At 44.5% G+C, this 23,220-nt stretch carries 22 protein-coding genes and 1 riboswitch; of the genes, 2 read left to right on the forward strand and 20 right to left on the reverse strand.

Translation table 11 applies throughout. From position 1 onward, the window contains the following. Positions 1-36: 36 nt before the first annotated feature. The 9 genes from M1D67_RS12760 to M1D67_RS12800 form a co-directional block, all read right to left on the reverse strand. Positions 37-1,002: a YpdA family putative bacillithiol disulfide reductase gene (locus tag M1D67_RS12760; protein ID WP_023857466.1), complete on the reverse strand. Its 966-nt coding sequence runs from the start codon at positions 1,000-1,002 to the stop codon at positions 37-39. An 89-nt stretch (positions 1,003-1,091) separates the two neighbouring features. Continuing rightward, entirely contained in the window at positions 1,092-2,366 is a 1,275-nt protein-coding gene (locus M1D67_RS12765) for a Glu/Leu/Phe/Val family dehydrogenase (RefSeq protein ID WP_020451980.1), read from the reverse strand. Between the two features lie 195 nt (positions 2,367-2,561). Continuing rightward, the gene (locus M1D67_RS12770; protein WP_020451981.1) at positions 2,562-3,146 is read right to left on the reverse strand and encodes a genetic competence negative regulator; all 585 of its coding nucleotides are present in this window, start codon (positions 3,144-3,146) and stop codon (positions 2,562-2,564) included. A gap of 153 nt (positions 3,147-3,299) precedes the next feature. Beyond that, the gene (locus M1D67_RS12775) at positions 3,300-4,085 is read right to left on the reverse strand and encodes a metallophosphoesterase (RefSeq protein WP_026579371.1); all 786 of its coding nucleotides are present in this window, start codon (positions 4,083-4,085) and stop codon (positions 3,300-3,302) included. An 80-nt stretch (positions 4,086-4,165) separates the two neighbouring features. After that, on the reverse strand, positions 4,166-4,555 hold the full coding sequence (locus M1D67_RS12780; RefSeq protein ID WP_229029999.1) for a YpbF family protein: 390 nt from the start codon (positions 4,553-4,555) through the stop codon (positions 4,166-4,168). Between the two features lie 121 nt (positions 4,556-4,676). Next, on the reverse strand, positions 4,677-5,405 hold the full coding sequence (locus M1D67_RS12785) for a LysM peptidoglycan-binding domain-containing protein (RefSeq protein ID WP_105981047.1): 729 nt from the start codon (positions 5,403-5,405) through the stop codon (positions 4,677-4,679). Position 5,406: 1 nt separating this feature from the next. Next, positions 5,407-6,051: a CPBP family intramembrane glutamic endopeptidase gene (locus M1D67_RS12790; protein WP_020451986.1), complete on the reverse strand. Its 645-nt coding sequence runs from the start codon at positions 6,049-6,051 to the stop codon at positions 5,407-5,409. After that, positions 6,045-7,541, reverse strand: coding sequence for a RecQ family ATP-dependent DNA helicase (locus M1D67_RS12795; protein WP_149169636.1), 1,497 nt, complete (start codon positions 7,539-7,541; stop codon positions 6,045-6,047). The genes M1D67_RS12790 and M1D67_RS12795 overlap by 7 nt, the downstream gene beginning before the upstream one ends. Next, positions 7,534-8,592 carry a YpbB family protein gene (locus M1D67_RS12800; RefSeq protein ID WP_146874486.1) on the reverse strand — a complete coding sequence of 353 codons (1,059 nt, stop codon included), beginning with the start codon at positions 8,590-8,592 and terminating at the stop codon, positions 7,534-7,536. Before M1D67_RS12800 ends, M1D67_RS12795 begins: the two co-directional genes overlap by 8 nt. Before the next feature lie 263 nt (positions 8,593-8,855). Here M1D67_RS12800 and M1D67_RS12805 point away from each other — a divergent pair, with 263 nt between their 5' ends. After that, a complete protein-coding gene (locus M1D67_RS12805) occupies positions 8,856-9,104 on the forward strand; it encodes a ferredoxin (RefSeq protein WP_003183064.1) in 249 nt (82 codons plus the stop codon). Positions 9,105-9,242: 138 nt separating this feature from the next. On the opposite strand, the gene M1D67_RS12810 is transcribed toward M1D67_RS12805, so the two are convergent. Beyond that, positions 9,243-9,824: an ECF transporter S component gene (locus M1D67_RS12810; protein WP_035338506.1), complete on the reverse strand. Its 582-nt coding sequence runs from the start codon at positions 9,822-9,824 to the stop codon at positions 9,243-9,245. A 155-nt stretch (positions 9,825-9,979) separates the two neighbouring features. After that, a riboswitch (FMN riboswitch) is annotated at positions 9,980-10,113 on the reverse strand. A 253-nt stretch (positions 10,114-10,366) separates the two neighbouring features. On the opposite strand from M1D67_RS12810, the gene serA reads away from it, so the two are divergent. Continuing rightward, complete coding sequence (gene serA, locus M1D67_RS12815; RefSeq protein ID WP_023857473.1) at positions 10,367-11,944, forward strand: phosphoglycerate dehydrogenase; 1,578 nt, start codon at positions 10,367-10,369, stop codon at positions 11,942-11,944. Between the two features lie 47 nt (positions 11,945-11,991). On the opposite strand, the gene M1D67_RS12820 is transcribed toward serA, so the two are convergent. The 10 genes from M1D67_RS12820 to M1D67_RS12865 all read right to left on the reverse strand — a co-directional run bounded on the left by M1D67_RS12820 (position 11,992) and on the right by M1D67_RS12865 (position 23,141). Then, entirely contained in the window at positions 11,992-12,816 is an 825-nt protein-coding gene (locus tag M1D67_RS12820; protein ID WP_035338504.1) for a M23 family metallopeptidase, read from the reverse strand. 123 nt (positions 12,817-12,939) lie between these two features. Further along, entirely contained in the window at positions 12,940-14,046 is a 1,107-nt protein-coding gene (locus tag M1D67_RS12825) for a GerMN domain-containing protein (RefSeq protein ID WP_023857475.1), read from the reverse strand. Beyond that, complete coding sequence (gene sigX, locus M1D67_RS12830; RefSeq protein ID WP_023857476.1) at positions 13,982-14,566, reverse strand: RNA polymerase sigma factor SigX; 585 nt, start codon at positions 14,564-14,566, stop codon at positions 13,982-13,984. Before sigX ends, M1D67_RS12825 begins: the two co-directional genes overlap by 65 nt. A gap of 272 nt (positions 14,567-14,838) precedes the next feature. Next, entirely contained in the window at positions 14,839-15,753 is a 915-nt protein-coding gene (locus tag M1D67_RS12835) for an LCP family glycopolymer transferase (protein ID WP_101561042.1), read from the reverse strand. 34 nt (positions 15,754-15,787) lie between these two features. Further along, entirely contained in the window at positions 15,788-16,618 is an 831-nt protein-coding gene (locus M1D67_RS12840) for a polysaccharide deacetylase family protein (protein ID WP_095291563.1), read from the reverse strand. A 315-nt stretch (positions 16,619-16,933) separates the two neighbouring features. Beyond that, positions 16,934-18,067, reverse strand: a complete 1,134-nt coding sequence (locus M1D67_RS12845; RefSeq protein ID WP_479831324.1) for a WD40 repeat domain-containing protein — start codon at positions 18,065-18,067, stop codon at positions 16,934-16,936. Next, positions 18,064-19,515: a HAMP domain-containing sensor histidine kinase gene (locus M1D67_RS12850; protein ID WP_079289090.1), complete on the reverse strand. Its 1,452-nt coding sequence runs from the start codon at positions 19,513-19,515 to the stop codon at positions 18,064-18,066. The genes M1D67_RS12845 and M1D67_RS12850 overlap by 4 nt, the downstream gene beginning before the upstream one ends. Positions 19,516-19,518: 3 nt before the next feature. Continuing rightward, positions 19,519-20,220 (reverse strand): response regulator transcription factor, encoded by a 702-nt coding sequence (locus M1D67_RS12855; protein ID WP_101561245.1) that lies wholly within the window; start codon positions 20,218-20,220, stop codon positions 19,519-19,521. Between the two features lie 420 nt (positions 20,221-20,640). Further along, complete coding sequence (locus M1D67_RS12860) at positions 20,641-22,422, reverse strand: ATP-binding protein (protein WP_026579360.1); 1,782 nt, start codon at positions 22,420-22,422, stop codon at positions 20,641-20,643. Then, positions 22,419-23,141, reverse strand: coding sequence for a response regulator transcription factor (locus M1D67_RS12865; protein WP_020451999.1), 723 nt, complete (start codon positions 23,139-23,141; stop codon positions 22,419-22,421). The genes M1D67_RS12860 and M1D67_RS12865 overlap by 4 nt, the downstream gene beginning before the upstream one ends. Between the last annotated feature and the right edge of the window lie 79 nt (positions 23,142-23,220).

Genomic DNA, 23,220 nt, shown 5'->3' on the forward strand with positions numbered 1-23,220 from the left:
TCTCTTTTGCCTGATAAAAATCATAAAATATTGGTTTTATATTCGTTTAGCAATTTCAGCTGCAATTAAGCCGCCGTGAAAACGTCCGTTTTCAATGAAGATTTCATTTGCGTTGTTCCCGGCCGCAATAACGCCGGCGATGAAGATGCCTTCTTCGTTCGTCTCCATCGTTTCTTCATTAAAGGAAGGACGGCCCGACTCCGCGTCAATTTCGACTCCCATTTTTTGAAGGAAGCCGTGATCAGGGTGATAGCCTGTCATCGCGAATACAAAATCATTTTTGATCTTGGTCTCTTTTCCGTCGACAGAAAAAATCAGCTCTTCTTCCGTAATTTCTTTGACGACCGCCCGGAATTCCATTCTGATTTTTCCGTGCTTGACAAGCGAAAGGAATTCGGGAAGGATCCATGGTTTGATGCTGGAGGAATATTCGTTCCCTCTGTACAGAACGGTCACTCTTGCGCCCGCTTTAACGAGCTCCATCGCCGCGTCGACGCTTGAGTTTTTCCCGCCGATAACCGCAACATCTTTATCAAAATACGGATGAGCCTCTTTAAAATAATGGAATACTTTCGGAAGGTCTTCTCCCGGGACGTTCATATAGTTCGGGTTGTCATAATATCCCGTTGCGATCACGCAAAATGACGACAAATACGTATCCTTTGATGTTTCCACGACAAATTGGTTATTTTCTGTTTTTGTGACGGATTGAACTTTCTCAAACGCGTTGATCCGCAAATTTTTCCGCTTGGCGACTTCCCTGTAATAAGAAAGCGCCTGATTTCTGACCGGCTTGTGATTTTCGGTAATAAAAGCGACATCGCCAATTTCAAGTTTTTCGCTTGAGCTGAAAAAGGTTTGGTGTGTAGGATATTGATAAATGCTGTTGACGATGTTTCCTTTTTCAATGACGAGTGCATCTATTCCGATCTCTTGCATGTGAATAGCTGCTGAAAGCCCGCAGGGGCCACCGCCGATAATGATCACTTTTTCTTCTTTCATGTTCCGTTCATCTCCTGTCATATCGGGCAAATCAAAAAATCTCCTATTTTATGATAGGAGATTTTTTGGGTTGTTGCAAATGTTTGAACCTATATCCAGCCTCTGAAGCGGGATGCTTCCGCCATCTTGCGGACGCCCACCATATAGGCTGCAAGCCGCATGTCGATTCTGCGGTTGTGCGCCATTTCGTAAATATTGTTGAACGACTTGACCATCATTTTTTCCAAACGTTCTTCAACTTCTTCTTCAGTCCAGTAGAATCCCTGGTTGTTTTGCACCCACTCAAAATACGATACGGTTACACCGCCGGCGCTTGCCAGCACGTCCGGTACAAGAAGAATGCCGCGGTCGGAAAGAATTTTCGTCGCTTCGAGCGTCGTCGGGCCGTTGGCTGCTTCGACAACGATTTTCGCCTTGATGTTATGGGCGTTTTCCGCGGTAATTTGATTTTCTATTGCAGCCGGCACCAGAATGTCGCATTCCAGCTCCAGCAGTTCTTTGTTTGTAATGGTGTCATTAAACAGCTTTGTGACCGTTCCAAAGCTGTCCCGGCGGTCAAGCAGGTAATCGATGTCAAGCCCTTCAGGATCATACAGGCCGCCGTATGCATCAGAAATGCCGACAACTTTTGCACCCGCGTCATACATGAATTTCGCAAGGTAGCTTCCCGCATTTCCGAACCCCTGCACGACGACAGAAGCTCCCTCAATGTCGATGTCTTTCTTTTTCGCCGCCTCTTTAATGCAGATTGTAACCCCTTTTGCTGTCGCAGATTCTCTGCCGTGAGAACCACCTAAAACGAGCGGTTTGCCGGTAATGAAGCCCGGCGAGTTGAATTCGTCGATTCTTGAATATTCGTCCATCATCCATGCCATGATTTGAGAATTGGTAAATACATCGGGAGCCGGCACGTCTTTTGTCGGTCCGACAATTTGGCTGATCGCCCGGACGTACCCTCTGCTTAAACGTTCCAGTTCAGGAAAGGACATATCCCGCGGATCACAGATGATCCCGCCCTTTCCGCCTCCATATGGAAGGTCGATGATGCCGCATTTCAGACTCATCCAAATAGAAAGCGCTTTAACTTCTTTTTCTGTAACTCCCGGATGAAAACGGATGCCGCCTTTTGTCGGCCCTACTGCATCATTGTGCTGGGCTCGGTAGCCCGTGAAAATCTTAACAGATCCATCGTCCATGCGAACCGGAATTTTCACCGTTAAAAAACGGATCGGTTCTTTTAGTAATTCATACACCTCTTCAGGATACCCCAATTTTTCAAGCGCCTTATGTATCACCGTTTGCGTTGATTTCAAAACGTCATGTGTGTTTTCTTCAGTATGACCGGTGTTTTGATCGGCTACCATTATAAGTTAACCTCCTAAAGTCTTTCTGGCATGTTGTCCTTTCAGAGAATAGTATACACCCTTGCACTAATCATGCAAAGAACAATCAACCATTTTTCGTGAAAATATTCGAGAAAAATCTTTTTTGTTATATTCTTATTTTCGGCAGAAAAAAACTGCTGTTTAACACAGCAGAATATCTTTTTTGAATGCGGGCTATTTGAAATATGTCTGAATGGTCTGAACGGCATTGTTTTCCATGATTTTCTTTCCGTATTCCTGAAGCCTGTAAATCGTTAAAGTCGTCGGATTCCCATATTCGGCTAAAATCGAAATCACGCCGTCAGCCTCATGGGAGTCAAAATCGTCGAGACTTAAGAAATACCTGTCTTCATAGTGGTAGACTGTCCCGCCTTGAATACCGATGCGGTCCAGGTTTTTGGAAAGTTCAATCAGATGCTCAAACGTTTGAAATTCATATATAATGTCAACACTTTCGCCAAGTTTGACTTGCATTTCAATATAGTCCTCATCATACTCATTATCGTCTTCATCTGTTTCTTGATTTTTTGTGACAATGATGACCATTCCTTGTGCTTGAAGAGAATACACTTCAACAGCGATTGGGCCATTCGCTTCGAACCCGAGCTCTGTATTCGCTTCGTTCATCATGTCTTTAAACAGCTGCTGAACTTTAAATGAGTCTTTCCAAAGGTCTTCTTTCGTCAGCCCCCGGTCTGTCAGATCGTCAAGTGTCAGAAAGATTTTGATCTTATTATAATTTAGACGCTCAAGCCGCATAACGTTCCCTCCTGCCTCTTCTTGCACACATCATATATCTTATTATATGGAGATGATGAGTCATAGGTTCTTAATTTTGATACCAGTTTACACTGTGTTTGGGCGGAAGACAAGCACAATGCCGCCTTTTCGTTCCTTTTCAGTGAAAAAGCATCAGTTTCCTTCCATGCAGGGTCCCGGGACCAGCTTAATCAGATGGGTTTCCGGCCTCGCTCCCAGCCGCAGCGGAAGCTTCGATGTGCCATAGCCGTTGCTGATCAAGTACGGCGCCTGATGAACGGTTCCGGTTCCTCCGATTTCACAGAGCCCGAATCTGCCGAGGCGAATCTGTCCTCCGTGGGTATGACCGCTCAATATGAGATCAATACCGTCTGTCTCCTGTATTTGATGATGAATCTCCGGATTATGTGACACAAGGATGGTCGGAAAATCCTGCTGCACGCCTCTGAGCGCTGCCTGGTAATCATCCAATTCGAGCCTGATGTCATCCACTCCGCAAATATTGACGGCTTGTCCTTGATGGTCATGCAAAACCGAAGCATTGCGCAAAGGCGTTACGCCGTGTGCCTTGAATATTTCCTGCAGCCTTTCCTGATCAACTTCATAATCGTTATTTCCCCATACAAAATACGTTTTTCCCAAACTTGAAAGCCTTTTGATATTTTCTTCAAGTCTCGAATAAGGAACGCCGCCCTCCGCTAAGTCGCCGCCGATCAAGACGAGCTGAACCCCGTGTTCTTTCACTTCACGAATAATGTCTTCACTGACTGTCCGCCTATGAATATCCGAAATAAAAAAGACGGTCAATTCGTTATTTAGGCGCCTGAGCGAAAACTCGGCTTTCAATACCCGGTTTTCTCGCGCGATACCTGACATTTTCCACACTAAAGCAGCAAAACCGATGAAAACGGCCGAAGCCAGACTGAGCCAATAGATCATGTGCATTCTCCAATCTGTTTTGTTTATCATAAGACGGCTTTATGCAAAAAGACGTTTCTTTTAATAAGAAAACGTCTTTTTTATTTGCTTTCGAAATAAAGATTAATGTCATACTGCTGTTTCATGATCTTAAAAACCGTTTCCCTTGATTTCCACTCTTCAGGCTGGGGCCATAAATCCGTGCTTTTCTGAATAATCTCGCATCTCAGCTTATGAAATTCCCCTTCTGCTTTTTCTTCCTTCTTTTTAAAATAGTAAGCGGTGCTGTATGCAAAAGCGGCCGACAAAATCCAAAGCAGGTAGACGGAGTCATTCAGCAAGCCGGAAAGGAAGCCGTTTTGCCCGAGCCCTTTTGACGCTGCAAACAAACAAAACGAAACCGCGCATATCGCCGCCAGCGCCTGCCACCTGAATGTCTGTCTGGCATAGTTTTCGTACTTTTTCTTCCTTTTAATTAAGGCGCGGAGCATTTGTTTCGTCGGTTCGTCCGTAAAACGGTTCAGCTCTTCAAGCTCGCTTCCCACAGTCCTCACACCTTGTCCTATTTGATAGTACAATGTATATGTATTCGCGGGCAAAATGATGCCATTGTTAATAAATCGGGATATTCAGAATCTGGCCGGTGTAGACATTGTTGCCTGATAATTGATTATAATTGCGGATTTTTTCCTCTCCTGACCGGTTCTTATAATATTTCATCGAAATCCGATAAAGCGTCTCTTTTTCGCCAACCGTGTGCTTCAGCACCTTTTTGGGCTGCGGCGCTTGCTGAACGGGCGGCGTTTGAGCTGCGCTTGCCGTTTTCTTCTCTTGTTCCGCAGGCTGCTTCGGTGCGGTAGGCTTCTTTGCAGCGACAGGCTTCTCCTCAGCTTTTTTTGCCTCTTTAGGCTGCTCTTTTTCCTTTTGCTCGTCTTTTTTTGACGGTTCATCCTCTTTATTTTCCGATTGTTTGTTCTCTTTCAGCTTTTCTTCTTGAAGGGCGGCGGCTGTATGCTGCGAAGCCGCCTTTTGATCCGCTTCTTGTTCACCGTTTTGATTTTCATTCGTCATTCCCGTCTCACCGGATTTGTTTTCATAAAACACATTATCATACTGATCAGAGTTGGAATCGCCGCCTTTGTCTTGGTTCAGCATGTACATAAACACCACGAAGACGATGATCGGAATGAAAACAAACATGACTGCAAGTGACGTGAATAGCGGATTTCTGTCTTTATTCTTTTTTTTGGTGTGCTTCTTTTTTTTGTGATACGTCTGCCTGGAAGGAATGTCATCATCAGGTGTCTTCAGTTCAACAGCCACGGCCGCCTCCCGGCTCATTTCAGCACGGGTCTTCTCCTGCTCCTTCTTCTTCCTCTCTATCCTTGACATCTCCGTCATGCGAACTCCTCCTTACGTGTTGAAAACGAATCTGGCACGCAAATACAACATCGATCAAAAAGTGTGCCGTCACAGGAACGAATAAATTCCCTGTCCATTCAAAGCTCAATCCGAGCAAAAAGCTGATGGACACAACCATTACAAACAGCAGCCATTTTTTCAAATAACGAAAATGCAAAATCGCGAAAATAATGCTCGCTGCCCAGAGACCGAAATGCGTCTGAATAACGCCTCTGAACAATATTTCCTCTGCAAATGCAATGAAAAGGGTAAGAATCACGATATGCGGGTACGAGCGTTCACGAAAAAGCTTTTCATTTATCCCTTCATCGTCATACATATGCTTCGGAGCCCATTTCATCACCATCAGGTCGGCGATAATCACGAGAGCCGCGAGCGGCGCCCCGTATTTCAAGATGCTCAAGTCCGATGGATTCCAAAGCGACAAAAAATCGTCTGCATCATCAAATAAAAAGATGCCCATCAATAATGCGGTAAAAAGCATCAGCATCTGGGAAAAATAGAGCTGTTTCAGCATTTCCCTGTCTGACAGGCGACGTATGATTTCCGACTGCTTTTTCAGCATACACGATCACAGCTGGCGGCAAATATGGCATCTAATTCTTCTTCCCACGCTGTCAATTTGTTCATAGACGGACGGTCTCCTTTGGCTTCGTATGCTTCAAGACTTAAACCGCAGGATGTACAGCACGCTGTGTCATCCGTTTCCAGCGGTTCTTTTTGTTCATTAAAATAAGCGAGCAAGCTTTCCCTGAAACACCCTTCGCTTTCGGTGACGGCGGCGAACCCAGCCGCTTTTTTCAACTTGAGCTCCCTGCGGCTGTCCATCTCCCTCTGAATGACCGCCCGGCCGTCGTCGCCAAGGTGATGCACCTTCTGATAAAGATGTAGAAAATGGCGGGCTTGCGTTTCCGATAAACCGGCCTGCTGTAGAACTTCCCGCCGGTTTCGCTCATCTTTCACTCCGGCAAGCTTTTCGTATAAAAAGCCGATATCACTTTGAGAGAGTGCTTCCATTTGAATGAGCTGCTCCTGGATTTCCTCGTCTCCCGGAGCTTTCAGCAAAATGCTGACGCTCTGCTTTCCATCCCTGCCCGCACGTCCGATTTCCTGCAGATACGCCTCTGTCGTCTGCGGGAGGCTGAAATGGATCACATATCTGACATCAGGCTTGTCAACTCCCATACCGAAGGCGTTCGTGCAGCAGACTACATCAAGCTGGTTGCGAATGAACTGCTGCTGAATCAGCATCCTGTCGCTTGCCTCCATCCCGCCATGATAAAATCCCGTTCTCAATTTTGTCTCATCACGAAGCTTGTCAGCCAGTTCTTCAGCCCATTTTCTTGTCGGGCAATAAACAAGACCGGGACCTTGTAGCTTTTGAACCAGCCCAGTCAGTCGCTCCGTCTTCTCAGCGGTATCCCGCAACTTTTCAATATGAAGCGCAATGTTCGGGCGATCAACGGAATGGATCAAATAATTGGCGCCTTTAAGCCCCAGCATATTGGAAATGTCCTTCAATGTCGCTTCGGTTGCCGTCGCTGTAAGCGCCAGGGTGACGGGATGACCGAGGAGCGCCTTGATGTCTCCAAGCTTCGAATAATCAGGCCTGAAATCATGCCCCCATTGTGAAATGCAGTGAGCTTCATCAACGACAAAAAGGCTGACATTGAGCAATTGAAGCTTTTTTAGCACTTGGCCGGATTGGAGGGCTTCTGGTGAAATATACAGATATTTGAGGCTGTGAAGCCGACTTAATACGTCATTTTTTTCCTGGTGTGTCAAAGCGCTGTTCAAGGCCGCGGCCCGCTTCTCTCCGCGCATTTTTAATTGCTGCACCTGGTCTTCCATTAAAGACAAAAGCGGTGAGACGATCAGGACGGTTCCGTCTTTCAACAATCCGGGAAGCTGGTAGCACAGCGATTTCCCGCCTCCTGTCGGAAGCATCGCCACCGTGTCCCGCCCCTCCAGCACGCTTTTGATGATCTTTTCCTGGCCGTTTTTAAAAGTATGATAACCAAAGTACCGGCGGAGCGCCTGATGAAGTTTATCCATTCCTGATCACCGTTTTCGACAAGGCCAGGCGGATTTTAAAATAGCTGTATCGGCCGCCGAGCCCCTCTTTAATTTGTCTGATTTTATTGGTTTGGTTCGCTTTCGCATAATCGGCAATGATTTTCTGCTCCTCTTTCGACACGTACTGATCGATGGAAAAAGACGGATCATGAATGGCAATTTCCACAATGTGATCCTCGATCGTCGCCGCTTTCAGCTTTCGAATGTCTGCGATCCGGTCTATTGTATGCCCTTCTTTTATAAGAAAAAGCGTTTTTCTCGTCGATTGTGTCAAGCCATCATTCAAAGGAATGTCCTGAATAAGCGTTTGAAAAAGCGGACTTTCACCATTTTGGGCGGATTGAATAAAATGATGCAGAACATCCCAAAACAGTGCATATATGTACCACTCATCAAGGTCCATTTTTTCGGAAAGCTGTCTAAATGTATAGCCCGCTTTTGCCCCGGAAGTCAGGGAGTGGACAAAAATAGCGGCCTGTTCATCATCGTTCAAAACAGACAGCTTCTCTTTCAGCTCATGGTGAAACTGGGCTGCTGTTTCAGCGGCATTCCGGCTTCTTAAATATTGTTTAACCCAGTTCTGAATCTGATAATCTTTTACGATCGGTAAATACACGCGTTCGCGGTAAAGTTTGTTGGAGAGCACCTGAATCAAAAGCGACATCCTTGCCCACATGATTTTGGCTGCCGCCTGATAATAGCCGCCGTGAAAATGGCGGGGCCACGGGTAAAGGGCAAAAAAGCCGGCAAGTTCCTCTTCTCCTTTTTCGGTGACGATGTAAGCGCCGCTTTCCGCTTTTTCTCTGACCAAAGACTCCTGTTTCAATTGTTGAACGCTGACTGTCACCTGCTCTCTGGATAGAGCCGAACAAAAGCCAAAGTATTTTGAAACGGCAAATAAACCGGCGTCCTGTATCGTCTGTGACGACCTTTTTCCTTTTAATAAATGATAGACCGCGCTTGAAGAACGCTCACCCTTCATGGATGACAGAATGTCGAGCACAATGGCGTCAAAAAAATGAACCGGCATATCATCACCTACAATCTTCCGGCAACATTCGATCTTTTCTTCTTTTTATTTTAACAGATTTTGCGGAGAAATCGACGTTTAAACTCATATAAAAGGGGTATGTTAGCAGTAGAACCCTTGTGTGATAAGCATTCTCAATATTTTTGAGTTGAAATGTAAGATTAACACCATTACAATAAGGAATGGGAATAGGTTTCATATCGGATAGATAGAGGGTTAAACCATTTGTTCCAACGAAGAACAATCTGGGAGGTTTTTTATTCATGCCAAAATATACAATTGTAGACAAAGATACGTGCATCGCATGCGGAGCTTGTGGTGCTGCGGCTCCTGATATTTATGATTACGACGATGAGGGAATCGCGTTTGTCACCCTTGACGACAATCAGGGTGTCGTCGAAGTCCCTGACGTCTTGGAAGAAGACATGATGGACGCATTTGAAGGCTGTCCTACAGATTCGATCAAAGTTGCGGATGAGCCGTTCGAAGGCGACCCGCTTAAACACGAATAAAGCAAAAAAACATCCGGTGCACAAAGTGCCGGATGTTTTTTTATCAGATAAGCACTGCTTCGCCAACAAGCAAAAAGAAGCCGGCTCCTTCTGCAGCTGAAAATGCCCGGCACTGTGCCGGGCATTTTTCATGTCTATTTATTTGGCGGCCATGCGGACGTTTTCCTTCAGCCGCGGCTTCAACGAAAGGAAAATCGGCGTGGACACGAGAGCCACAGCGATGCCTTTGATGAAATTAAATGGCAGGATTCCGGCCAAAACTGTGGTTTTGAGCGCTTCTCCCGATAGCACTGGAGCATTTAAAAACCAAGTGTAGGCAGGCAGAAATAATAGATAATTTAAAATGCTCATCGAAACGGCCATCACAAGCGTCCCTGCGAAAAGAGCTGTGACAAACCCTTTGGCAGAACTTGATTTTTTAAGCAGCACAGCCGCCGGCAGGATAAACAATGTTCCGGCAATGAAGTTAGCCGCCTGATCAATCGGAACGCCTGAGGCGCTTCCGGCAATAAAGTAATTCAGCACGTTTTTGATCGCTTCAACAGCAATTCCGGCTCCCGGACCATACAAAATAACAGCGAGCAGTGCCGGGATATCACTAAAATCGATTTTCAAATACGGGAATGCCCCCAAGATCGGAAAACTCAGCATCATTAAAATAAATGCGATGCTGCTCAGCATGCTGATTGAGACGAGACGTCTCACCTTGTTGTGTTTCATTTTGTCACTCTCTCCTTTTCGATCACATCTCACGAAAAGAGGAATGGTTCTTTCCCCCTGCCCTAAACAAAAAACCCGCTTTATTGAAAAAGCGGGGCTGTTTTACAGACAGGTCAAATAAACGTTTGAAAATATCATTTCAAAACGCACGGAACCTCCATCTTCTCCCATCCAGACTATACTGTCGGCTTCGGAATCGCACCGAATCCTGCCCCTAAAGAGGCTCGCGGGCTTAGAGCGCTTGCTCATCACCGCCGGTAGGGAATTTCACCCTGCCCCGAAGATTGATCTTATTTATTTTTGATACTGATATTATTATAAATGAATTGTGAAAAAATGTACAGATTCAAAGCTTATTGAGCTGTTTTGGGGCGTCCTTCAGGATATTTCGGCAAACTCACTTTTTCCACACACTAAAAACCGCACATTCACAGTTATTTCATTTTTAATTTTCGTCTTTCCGCGCGAAACTCATTGACACCCTTTATGGAATATGGTAAATTATCAGATATTTATGACGCTTATTTAGGAGGAAATCTTACATGTTTCGAGTATTGGTCTCAGATAAAATGTCCAGCGACGGCCTCAAACCATTAATGGAAGCAGATTTTATTGAAATTGTAGAAAAGAATGTTGCGGAAGCGGAAGACGAGCTTCATACGTTTGACGCTCTCTTGGTGCGGAGCGCCACGAAGGTGACCGAAGAATTGTTTAAAAAGATGACTTCGCTAAAAATTGTTGCCAGAGCAGGTGTCGGCGTCGACAATATCGATATTGACGAGGCGACAAAGCACGGTGTCATCGTCGTAAACGCGCCAAACGGAAATACAATTTCAACTGCTGAACATACTTTTGCAATGTTTTCAGCGTTAATGAGACATATTCCGCAGGCAAACATCTCCGTTAAATCCAGGGAGTGGAATCGTTCGGCTTACGTCGGTTCAGAGCTTTACGGAAAAACGCTCGGCATCATCGGAATGGGCCGCATTGGAAGCGAAATCGCGAGCCGCGCAAAAGCGTTCGGCATGACCGTTCATGTATTTGACCCGTTCCTGACGCAAGAAAGGGCAAGCAAGCTCGGCGTTAACGCGAACAGCTTTGAAGAAGTTCTGGCATGCGCTGACATTATTACAGTTCATACCCCGCTCACAAAAGAAACGAAGGGACTTTTGAACAAAGAAACCATCGCAAAGACGAAAAAAGGCGTTCGTCTCGTGAACTGTGCAAGAGGCGGGATCATCGATGAAGCGGCGCTTTTGGAAGCTTTGGAAAGCGGACATGTCGCAGGCGCTGCCCTCGATGTGTTTGAAGTCGAGCCTCCGGTCGATTCAAAACTGATCGATCATCCGCTTGTGGTCGCGACTCCTCACTTGGGCGCTTCAACGAAAGAAGCTCAGCTGAATGTCGCTGCACAAGTTTCCGAAGAAGTCCTTCAATATGCGCAAGGAAATCCTGTGATGTCCGCGATCAACCTTCCGGCCATGACAAAGGATTCATTCGAAAAAATCCAGCCTTATCATCAGTTTGCCAATACGATCGGAAACCTTGTGTCTCAGTGTATGAATGAGCCTGTTCAAGATGTAGCCATTCAATATGAAGGCTCTATCGCCAAGCTTGAAACGTCATTTATTACGAAAAGCCTTTTGGCCGGATTCCTGAAGCCGAGGGTCGCGGCTACCGTCAACGAAGTGAATGCCGGCACTGTCGCGAAAGAGCGCGGCATCAGCTTCAGCGAAAAAATTTCTTCCAATGAGTCAGGCTATGAAAACTGCATTTCTGTGACTGTCACCGGAGATGTGACGACATTCTCTTTAAGAGCGACGTACATTCCGCACTTCGGCGGTCGCATCGTTGCCTTAAACGGCTTTGATATCGATTTTTATCCGGCTGGACACCTTGTGTATATTCACCACCAGGATAAACCGGGGGCTATCGGCCATGTCGGACGAATTTTAGGAGACCATGACATCAACATCGCCACTATGCAGGTGGGCCGAAAAGAAAAAGGCGGAGAAGCGATCATGATGCTTTCATTTGACCGCCACCTTGAGGACGATATTTTAAATGAGCTGAAAAACATCCCGGATATCGTGTCTGTTAAAGTCATCGACCTTCCTTAATAAAAAGCCCCGGAACCTGAAAGAAATTCCTTTCGGGTTCCGTTTTTTTAGGAACTCTCCCTGATCTCAAGCAGCTGGCGGGGATAAATCTGCTCGCCTTTCAAATCGTTCCATTCTTTGAGGTGCCGGACAGTAACGCCCATTTTTTCGGCGATATGATGAAGCGTATCCCCTTTCTGCACCACATATGTGCCGGTCTTCGGTTCATCGTCATGAAGGCGGAGTGTTTGGCCGGCCTTAAGCTTCGAATGTTTCAACCCGTTTATTCTCATGATCTCCTCGATAGATATACCGCTATCCTTGCTGATTTTCCAGAGCGTGTCCCCTTTTTGAACAGTTACGGCACCGCTCATTGTCCCGGTGTTTTGATGAACGTGGACCGAATTTTGCTGGAACGCTTCTTCACGAAGCACCGTCAGCGGATTGATTGCATATCTTTTATCTTCAGTCCATGAACCGTGATGCATTTCAAAATGCAGGTGGGTTCCGGTCGATATTCCCGTATTGCCGATGATTCCGATTTGCTCGCCTTTTTTCACCCGTTCTTTTTCCTTTTTCAGGCGTTTGCTTAAGTGGGCATAAACGGTTTCATATCCGTTGTCATGTTTGATAAATATCACGTGGCCGTAGGAGTCCGATTGATACGATTTGCTTACCGTTCCGTCTGCGGCTGCCGCTACAGCTTCCCCTTCAGGAGCGGCAATGTCAAGCCCCTTATGTTTTCCGTCTCTCGTCCCGAATTGATCTGTGATCTCCCCTTTAATCGGTTCAATCCACTCTGAAGCTGCCGCTCCCGGCGTAGTGACGAGAAACGCAAGCCCCGAAAGCCATGCGATCGCGAACAGGAAGTTTTGATGTCTGAGTATCTTCAAGGGTTTCCATATCCTCCTATTACAAGCATCTGCGGTAAAATTCCCCCGATTCGGAGACAGCTTAGTATACTTCCAAATCAATACATTTTATACATCAAAAAAAGACTCCGCGCGGGGAGTCTTTTAGCTTTCTATCGTTATCGGATTCGGTGCGTAAGGAACCTGTACAGATTTCGACAAGTCATAGGCGCCGACCTTGGTTGTGGATGCATTTTTAAATTTCACTTTTGTGAACCCGAAATCTTTGGCGGTCAATAGAAGGCCTTCCACCATCAAAACGTCTTCAGGTTTATTTTCAATATTCGCGGAGGAAGAAAATTGAATGATCAGTTCTTTTCCATTCTTTTGAATATCTTCAATCTTTGTATCATCGGATAGAATGGGTTGTAAATGAGTGCCGCTTTCTTTAACTTTCATCATCTTTATTGCTTCCTGCACCGTTTCGTAAGATTCGCTTGAAGGTGCAAGGAACCGGCGTCCGTCAGAGCTTTCATATAAATAGTAGCCTTTTTGCGTCTGATGCATAATCGCCATATCAGCGAGCATTCCGAATGATTCAAATTCAACGCCAGATTCATCATCGGAAATAAACAAAACAGAATCATATGAACCCCATTTAAAGGTTTCGTTGATCACATTTTTCAGCCGTTCGAAATCTTCCACTGAAAGCTCCGGTATTTTTTCATTTACTTGAATCGTCAGTTTTTTACCGTTTTTCTGTTCTTTGAACTTCACCTGATCAAGATAAGATGTATCAAATGATGTAAATTGGTCCACTTTAAGCCGGCTGTATGCGTGAAGTGCATCTTCAAGATTCGTCATGCTTATGCTTTTCTCAAGACTTATCGGGACAACGACAGACTTGGACTTGTCAAGGAAAGCGAAGGTGATATAGTCGTCTTTTTGATTCTGGGAGACGACAAACGTATTTGCAGGTTCAGACTTGGCAGCATCAGCCTCCGTCTGCACCAATTTTCCGTCAGATGAAATGTTGGCGTCGGCGCTGTTTTGAGATCTGATCTGTTCGATTAATTGAGGAGTGATCAGCATCAGAAGAAAGAGAACCAAAACTGTAGCAGCAAATGCGCCGACCCGTTTTTTCGGTGATTTACGCTTTGGTGCGAAAATCAGCTTTTGATAGATCTGATTTGCCGAACGATTATCCTTAACCGTTGGAAGTTGGCTTAGTAACGCCTTCAGCCGTTCTTCGTTCCATTCTGACTTCTTCATTCTTTGGATCCTCCTTCAAAAGCTCCATCTGTTTACGAAGCACTTTCAGACCGCGGTGCTGAGTGGTTTTCACCTTGCTTTCGGAAAAATTTAAGGCTTTTGCCGTTTCACTGATCGAATACCCTTGGATAAACCGCAATACGATAACGGATCTTTGATCAAGCGTACACCTGTCAAGGGCCTCGAAAATTTCCTTCAGGTTTTCATTCTGCATCACGATGTCCTCAGGCAGAGGCTTGCGGTCTTTTACATCTTGCTTCTCCCAGTCAAACGTCCCCAAAATCCGCTGGCGGATCGTCTGCTGCTTTCTGAACCAGTCGATCGCAACGTGCCGCGCAATCGAAAGAAGCCAGGTTTTTTCGCTGCTTCTGCCTTCAAATGTTTCATAAGAATGCAGGACGCGGATGTATACTTCCTGAACTAAGTCTTCTGCCTGGTTTTTGTCTTTTACCATATAAAATAAAAACTGAAATAAATCCTGATGATACTGATCATATATTTTCTGAAAGGTTTCTTCCACCTGAAACCCCTCCGTTCAATTTATTGTCGTTTGTCAATCTTAAAAGGTTACATTACAACTATTACAACTATATTACGAACATATGAAAATGGAAAGGGGGTTTAACTAAAGTTAAGCTTAATTTTAACTTAACAAGCATAAAAGCACCCGTTCTAAATGAACAGGTGCCAAGCTTACAGGAACTTCCGCTTTCTCACTAAGCTGCGTCCGTATACTCATAATCGGAACGTTCCTTAAGGCGGATCCTTTGAAATGGACTGATTTTCATCCGTTTATGACTTTAAGTCCAATTGTTGGCGAAGCTTTTTGGAAATCTCCTTTCTCTTTTCGTCAGTCACCAGGTGATACCATAAGCCGTCAACTTTTTTATCTTCACCCTCAATTTCTATCTGTTTAATATCCTTGGCAGCTTCTTTATAAGAATGTTGAATATCGATCATCTTGTCCAGTGTTAAGTTTGTTTTGATGTTTTTTTCTAATGCTGTCAAAATTTCTTGATAGTTTGTTAATGATTTTAATTGGGCACCTTCATGAATGATTTCATTGATGATCTCACGCTGACGCTCTTGACGTCCAAAATCACCGCGGGGATCGTCTTTTCTCATCCTAGCATATGTCAAAGCAGTTTTGCCATTAAGATGCTGCTTTCCTTTTGACAGATGCACGCCTTCAAGGGTGAAATCAATCCGATTATCCACCGTAATGCCGCCAATTGCATCGACAATATCTTTAAACCCATCCATATTGATTTTAATATAATAATTGATGGGAATGTTCAAAAATTGTTCTACAGTTTCAACGGTCCCTTCAATTCCGCCATAGGTGTAGGCCGAATTCATTTTCGAAAATTTATTCTTCGATTTGATAAACACCCTTGTATCACGCGGAATACTTGTCATTGTCGTTTTCTTTGTCTCCGGGTTAATCGTCATCACAATCATAGAATCCGGTCGTCCTTTATCACCAGGGCGCTCATCTATCCCTAATAAGAGAATGGATATAGGATCGTGCGGAGCAGTATCCTTCTGCTCGGCATCCTTGTGAAGAGGCTCGTACATTCCATTTATTGATTTTGCGACGGTACGGTAAATCCCGTATGAAACCACACTGCCAATCGTTATCACTAGCGCGAGGGCGAACAATATCACATTTTTCATCTTTAGTTTTCTTTTTCTCATTTTCACCATAGTATCCCTTCCTTGTTGATCCAGGTCATATTTTTTAATTCCATCTGAAATGAACCGGTTTTATCGAATCATGAATAGGCTTCATTTCATATCCGTTTTCCTGAAAGTATTTCAATAGTTTCTCCAAATGGGCCGCAGTTGTCGGTTTTTCATGCATTAATACGACAAGCGGCTCAACACCGGAAAGGTTATTGACTTGCTGAATCACATTATTGACGAATTGACCGTTTGTATTTGCAGATTTCCAGTCCTCTGAATCAACAGTCCAGTCCCAAAGATTAAAGTGGTCACGCTTAATGACTTCTTGAAATGGACCGGTAATATAAGGCTTTGATCCGTAAGGCGATCTGATCAAATGCGTGTCAACGTTGGTCGTTTCTTTGATCGTTTTCAACGTATCGTTCATTTCTGCTGCAAAGCTTTCAGGAGATTTATAGATTTTCGATACTTGGTGCGTCACGCCGTGAGAGCCGACAGAGTGGCCGCTTTCAACCATTTTTCTCACAATATCGGGATTTTGTTCGATATTCGGTTTTAACATGAAAAAAGTAGCTTTTGCATGATACTTATCGAGCAAACTTAAGATTTTATCTGAAGCCGCAGGATTCGGCCCGTCGTCAAATGACAAATAGACGACCTTTCCGATTTCCGGCGCTGTTTGCTTATTTTCTTTTTTCTCTGCTTTATGTTTGCCTCCCGTCACAGGTGCTGAAGCGGAGGAATTTTCTTTTAGCGGTTCCTGCTTTGGACCAGCGAGTGCATTCCACGAAATGCATAACAAAGTCACCCCCAGTACAATCAACATACCCAGCACTAATTTTCCTAGTGCGCTCAATTTACGATCTTCTTTTGGTGAATTTAACACTTTTTCCAACTCCTTAAGCTGTAATTATCAATCACTATGTTTCTTTTAATCTCGTCACATACAAGACAACGTTCTATAAGAAGGATGCTCTTTAAATATAAAGGGAAGATATCGCAGAAGTTCGGCCAACTTGTAAACAAAATGTCACAAAAAGAGGAAAAACATCATTTTTTGAGGGATGTTAATCAGTAAATAATAAGACTTATTACCTTGAAGGGGATAGTGAGAAAGGAATGGATAAAAAGAAAAACCTTATTTCGGTATTTAACTGAAATAAGGTTTTTTTTGCCTGATATTAAAGTATAAAACGATCGGTTATTTAAATGTGATGATATAAGCTTGTTCTTCTAAAAATCGCGCCGATGCACTCTCCATAGAAGGATACTGGTATTGTGCGCTAACGAGTAGGCTGTTGCCGTCCGGGCTCCAATATATTTCCGAAGGGATGGTGCCGTGGTATATCGGTTCTTCATACAGGATATTTTTCCCTTGAAGCTTGCCTGCATAGATATTGTCTTCATCCTTCAAAGAGTAAGCGATTTTCTTTAAGTCGTTTGAGAATTTAAAAACAGTTACTTTTTCGAGCAGAGCAGAAAGCTCGCCGTTTCTGCGATCATATTCGTACAGGGTTTCCCCTGTGTCCAGGAATACAAATTGATCATTGTTTAACCAAACAGGCCCGCCGCGGCTGTCCAGACGCTTGTCCTGGATTTTGATGCGGTTGCCGTCAATCGTTCCCATTCTAATCCCGTACTCGTCGGAACGCTGCAACACGGTAAGCAGCAAATCTCGTCCATTATCAGAGATGTTAACTCCCGTAAGCGAATCTTTCTCCGCAAAATCATTCAATGTATACGTTTTGAGCGTTCCGGAATCCGTATCATAAACACGAAGGCTTGTCTGATTCCCCTGCCCGGCATTTAAAACGAGATAACAAACGTATCTGCTATTATTTGACCATGAAACATCTTGGACATAGACCTCATTGCTGGCGGAGATGCTGGCGATTTCTGTGTTTTTTCCGTTCGCCGGCGAAAACAGCTGCATTGATGTCTTACTTAATGACAAAGTGACTCCGGCGATACGCTTTCCGTCTGGAGACATTTTCAGGTTGGACATGTTGCTTTCAATGCCTTTTACGATTTCAGCTTTTTCATAGGGGGAGGAAAGGCGCTGAAGACTGCGCGCTGTACGTTCGGATGTCCCATCTCCCTTGAAAAAACCGACAACGGAATCCGGTGAAGACCACCCAAGCAGCTGCCCTGCTTTTGGAAGGCGATAAATCGTATTGACTTGAAAAGGGCGGGTCTTCTGGTCATCGACATGATTGTCTTCCCCGCTTGGGATGATAATCGTTTCCGATCTTTTTCCGACATTATAACTGGACACGATAATGGCCAGAAACAACAGCACTCCTGCCCAAATGATAAACGGTTTGTTTTTCATCATTTCTCAACCTTTGCGTAAGCTAATTCAACATGAATCACTGTTTGGTTTTCCTTGTAGTACATCTCGATTGTTCCTCCGTGTTCGTCAACAATTGTTTTCACAATGCTTAATCCCAAGCCTACACTTCCTTCTTCCTTAATCTTCTGATTGACTGAATAAAAGGGCTGGAACATTTTGGAGTGTTGGTCATTTTCCAATGGAGCACTTGGATTCTTGAATGTAAAAAGAATGGTTTCTCCAATGATTTCGGCCTTAATGATGATTTCCGAATGAGATAAGCTGTATTTGATGGCGTTGTCCAGCAGATTGATGAAAAGCTGGCGCAGCCTGCTCACATGACTGTGAACGTACAGGCCATCTTCAATGTCACAGGTGATCCTTTTCTTATACCGTTCTGCCCGAAACTTCATCGATTCGCAAACATCTTTTAAAATTTCCCCTGCCTCGACCCTGTCAAATTGAGCGCCCTTGGCAGGTTCCCGGGATACTTCAAGAAGCTTGATCACCAAATGATGCAGGCGCCTGCTTTCTTCAACAATGTGGTTCATTCCTTTATCAAAAAACACCCGATCCGATTCCCCTTTATCTTTTATGATCTCTGCATATCCTTGGATGGAAGTCAGAGGTGTTTTCAGCTCATGCGTCATATTGTCAAAAAATCGTTTTTCTTGTTCGTTCAATTCCTTTAAACGGTCACGATCCCTTTCGATAGTTAAAATTTGTTCTCGAATTCTGCTGATCATATCGTTAAAGTTGATGGCAAGCTGGCCAATTTCATCTTTTCTATTAAAGTGGATATCCATATCCAGTTTACCCTTCTTGACTTGCGAGGTGGCATCTGTCAGCTTGACGAGCGGAATCGTGATATGTCTGGACAGGATATAGGAGAAAAGAAACGCCGCCAAAAATATGGCAAGTGCGATGTAAAAAACAATATCCAGAATCTCTCCGCTTTGCTTATACTGCAGGTCGAAATTTTTCGAAAAGCGTAATATGCCTACTTTTGTGCCTTCAACGACAACCGGGTATGAAAAAAACACTTCTGCTTTATTGCGGTTATAGGTGATATGATAGGCAGTCTTTCCTTTGATCGCCTGTTTAAGATCTTCATCACTTCCACGGGAAAACGCCTTCTGATCAGAAGCAGACAACAATGCGCCATTCACGGTATAAACACCGACATTGCTTCCTGTGGAGTGATTCAAATTATCTACCATTTCATCGGCCATATCACCGAAATAAAGTTCATTGTTTTTATAATGATTGATTAAAAATGCCTGGTTTACATAGACGGTACTGTTTTTTTTCAGTTCGACTAAATCCGATGTTACAATTTTTTCATTACTCGACCAAATCACGTTCTTAACCGTATGATTGAGCACAAGGAAAGAGAGAGAAAAAATCAGAAAAAAGCCAACAATAAACTTGCCCTTGATGGTCCGTAACACTCTCTACTCCTCCTGCTTCTCGAATTTATATCCGATACCGAACACCGTTTTAATCAAGTCGCTTGCATCGAGCTTTTTGCGGAGTCTTTGAATATGGGTATCAACTGTACGGGTGTCACCGAAAAAATCGTATCCCCAAATGAATTCTAAAAGCTCTGAACGCGTAAAAACTTTTCCCCGATGATCAACCAAAGTCATCAGCAGATCATATTCTTTAGGAGTCAATTCGACGGCTGCCCCGTCTTTTTTCACCAGTCTTTCACCCGGGATGATCACAATATTTTTAAACCGGATCTCATCCTCTTTTTCCGTTTCCCGTTCGTTCACATGATAGGCTTGTTCCAGACGCCGAAGGATCGTGCGAATTCTCGCGACAACTTCGCGCAGATCAAACGGCTTTGTAATATAGTCATCGGCCCCGAATTCCAACCCGAGTATTTTATCCGTGACATCTGATTTTGCGGTGATCATCAGTATCGGAATATTATAGCTTTCAGTCACTGTTTTGCAAATATCCAATCCGCTGCAGTCAGGCAGCATCCAATCGAGCAGCAGAAGATCAGGTTTGAATTGATCTAATTCCCTCATGCCTGAAGAGCCGTTATTGACCGTGCACGTTTCAAAACCTTCGGACGTCAGCCCGTAAGCAAGCAAATCAGCAATTGCTTCATCATCTTCTATAATCAGTATTTTGGTTTTATCCATAAAGTCATCACTCATTCCCTGTTTCAAGTTTATTTTGTCTAGAAACCTCTTTTGTTTCTCGCATCCTTCTATAGAGATTATACATAAATCCAAACCAAACTCTTCCTTTGACGGTCCGCAATTGGAGCGCTGGCGGACTTTTAAGGCGCAGAAAAAATAAACGGCCTTTTATAGATGATCAGAACGGGAGCAATTATGTCCATATGTGATTTTCACTAGTCCATTTGTCCAAATCCTTCATCCATTTCCTCTGATGTTCATCTGTCTTTTGGAATCCCCACTCTTTTAACGGCAACAAAGGCAAAAACGTTTCAGGATAAGCAGAAATTTTACAACTTGGATACAAGTTGCCCTCAAATAACGGAGCACCTGTTCTTCATGAACAGGTGCTCTTTGTTTCTTATGGAACAAGATTCTTCGTCAAATTTGGCCAACATCCTGCTTATTTCTTGGAATGTAAAACGTGAAGGAAGTACCTTCGTTCAGCATGCTGTGGACGGTGATCGATCCGTTGTGTGCATCGACGATGTTTTTAACGATCGCAAGTCCGAGGCCCGTCCCGCCTTTTCCTCTCGTCCTTGCTTTATCCGCCTTGTAAAAGCGTTCAAAAATAAACGGCAGGTCCTCTTCTGGGATGCCGCTGCCCGAGTCTTTCACGGCGATTTTCAGCCCGCTTTGCGCTGACTGCACATCGACATGTACGGTGCCGCCGGCATTTGTATGGCGGATCGCGTTGTCAATCAGGTTCGTTAATACCTGCTCCATTTTGTCCGGATCAAACACAAATTTGGCTTCGTGCAGATCAAGATTGTGAGAAAGCGTAATTTCTTTGTCACCGGCCACTCCGTAAAACTTTCTGAACACCCTCTCGAAAAATTCGCGGAGCTCCACCTGTTCTACGTTTAAGGAAATATGGCCCGCCTCCATTCTGGCAAGGTCCAGCAAATCATTCACAAGCCTTCCCATTCGTAAAGACTCGTCATAGATGACCTGCGCGATTTCCTTTTTTTCTTCCTCAGAGCTTGCAATGTCGTCAACGATTGCTTCACTGTACCCTTGAAGCATCGAAATCGGTGTTCTCAGCTCATGGCTGACATTGGCGATAAAATCTTTTCGCAGCTTATCAAGCCGTCTTTCCTCCGTCATATCCCTCAAAACGGCGACCGCTCCGCGCACATGTGACTGATTGTACAGCGGACTCATGAGCAGCACCCATGTTCTGCCTTGCAGGGTCATTTCAATCATCTGCTCCTTCTCCGTGCCGACGGTGTTTTGAAAAAGCTCGCGCGCTTCAGGAGGCAGTTCATGGCCTTCTTTTACATTCATGTTCTGCTCATAATACCAGGCCTGTAAAAAGCGTTCAGCCGGAGGGTTAGTCACAAGGATCGTCCCGTCGATATTGATGGTGATCACGCCGTCTGCCATACTGCTTAAGATATTCGACAAATGCTCCTTTTCCTGATTGAGCGCTGTAATATGGAACTTCAGCTGGCGCCCCATTTGGTTAAAGGCAATCGCCAGCTCGCCGATTTCATCCTGGGTCAGGATCGGAATCTTCGTATCAAACTTCCCTTTTGCAAGATCCTGTGCACCCTGCCGCATTTTTCTGAGCGGGTAGGTAATCCGGCTTGACAGGAAGAAAGCGAAAATCGTCGTTAACACAATCGCAATCGCAGCGGCAAAGAGAATATACCTTGTCGTATGCTGTGTCGTATCTTTCACGGCAAGAAGCGATTGAGAAAGAAACACCATGCCTTCATCTTCGCCTTTCCCGTACGGTACACCGACAATCAGCTGATCGTTCTTTTGATTGGAGATGACCGTCCGCTTCTGCACTTTTTGATGCTTCTGAAGCGCTTCGTTCAGATCGGAATCATTTTTAATATCTTTTAATGTAATGGAAGCCACTTTTTGATTTTCCCGCGGTGAATACCAATATTCATTCTCATTTTTGATAACGGTGATGCTCGTCAGTTCATCGGCAAGCTCCCATGTGATCGATCTGGCCGTCTCCTGGTCTTTATGGTTTTCCATGATGACGGCCACCTTGCTGGCGAGCTTTGTCAAATCAGCTTCCGCTTCATCGACATGGTAGTTTTCAATAAACTCAAGCAGAAAGAACGTAAGGATAAATAAGACAAATGAAACCAAAAGCAGTATGGTAAACCACAGTTTACCGACTACGCTCTTCCAAAACTTCATTCGTTTCCGACCTCAAATTTATACCCGACACCCCATACCGTTACGATTTTTTTCGCAGCTTTCGGCGAGACTTTGTTCAATTTTTCACGTAGACGTTTAACATGGGTGTCGACCGTTCTCAAATCGCCGAAAAACTCGTATTGCCATACTTCCTTCAGCAGCTTTTCACGATCGTATACTTTATCAGGAGTTTTGGCCAGGAAGTAAAGCAGTTCATATTCTTTCGGCGTCAGGCTGACTTCGGTTCCGTCCGCCATAACTCTGTGAGCATCGTGATCAATGGATAAGTGAGAAAAAACAAGAACATTTTTTGCCGTTGTATCTGTATTCAGATAAGAGGTTTGCGATGATCTTCTCAAGAGCGCTTTGACTCTCAGCACCACTTCCCTCGGACTGAAAGGTTTTACAATATAGTCATCGGTTCCGACTTCAAAGCCCTGCACCCGGTTCGCTTCTTCGCCTTTCGCCGTCAGCATGATGATCGGAGTGGCTTTTTTGTCGCGTACTTGGCGGCATACTTCAATGCCGTCGGTTCCTGGCATCATCAAATCGAGCAGGATTAAATCGTATTCGTTGCCCAGGGCTTTATCGATGGCTTCGTCGCCATTCTCGGCTTCCTCGATCTTATAATTTTCCCTTTCCAGGTACATTTTTAAAAGTCGTCTGATTCTTGCCTCATCGTCTACTACTAATATTTTTGTCTCTTTCGTCTGTTCCATCGTAAACCTCCTGATTTGAATCTTCTTACATTCATTTTATTAGAAAAGCGATCGTAAGCCAAGCTAAGAATGGCCTTTC

The organism is Bacillus sp. PK6-025, assembly GCF_056530265.1.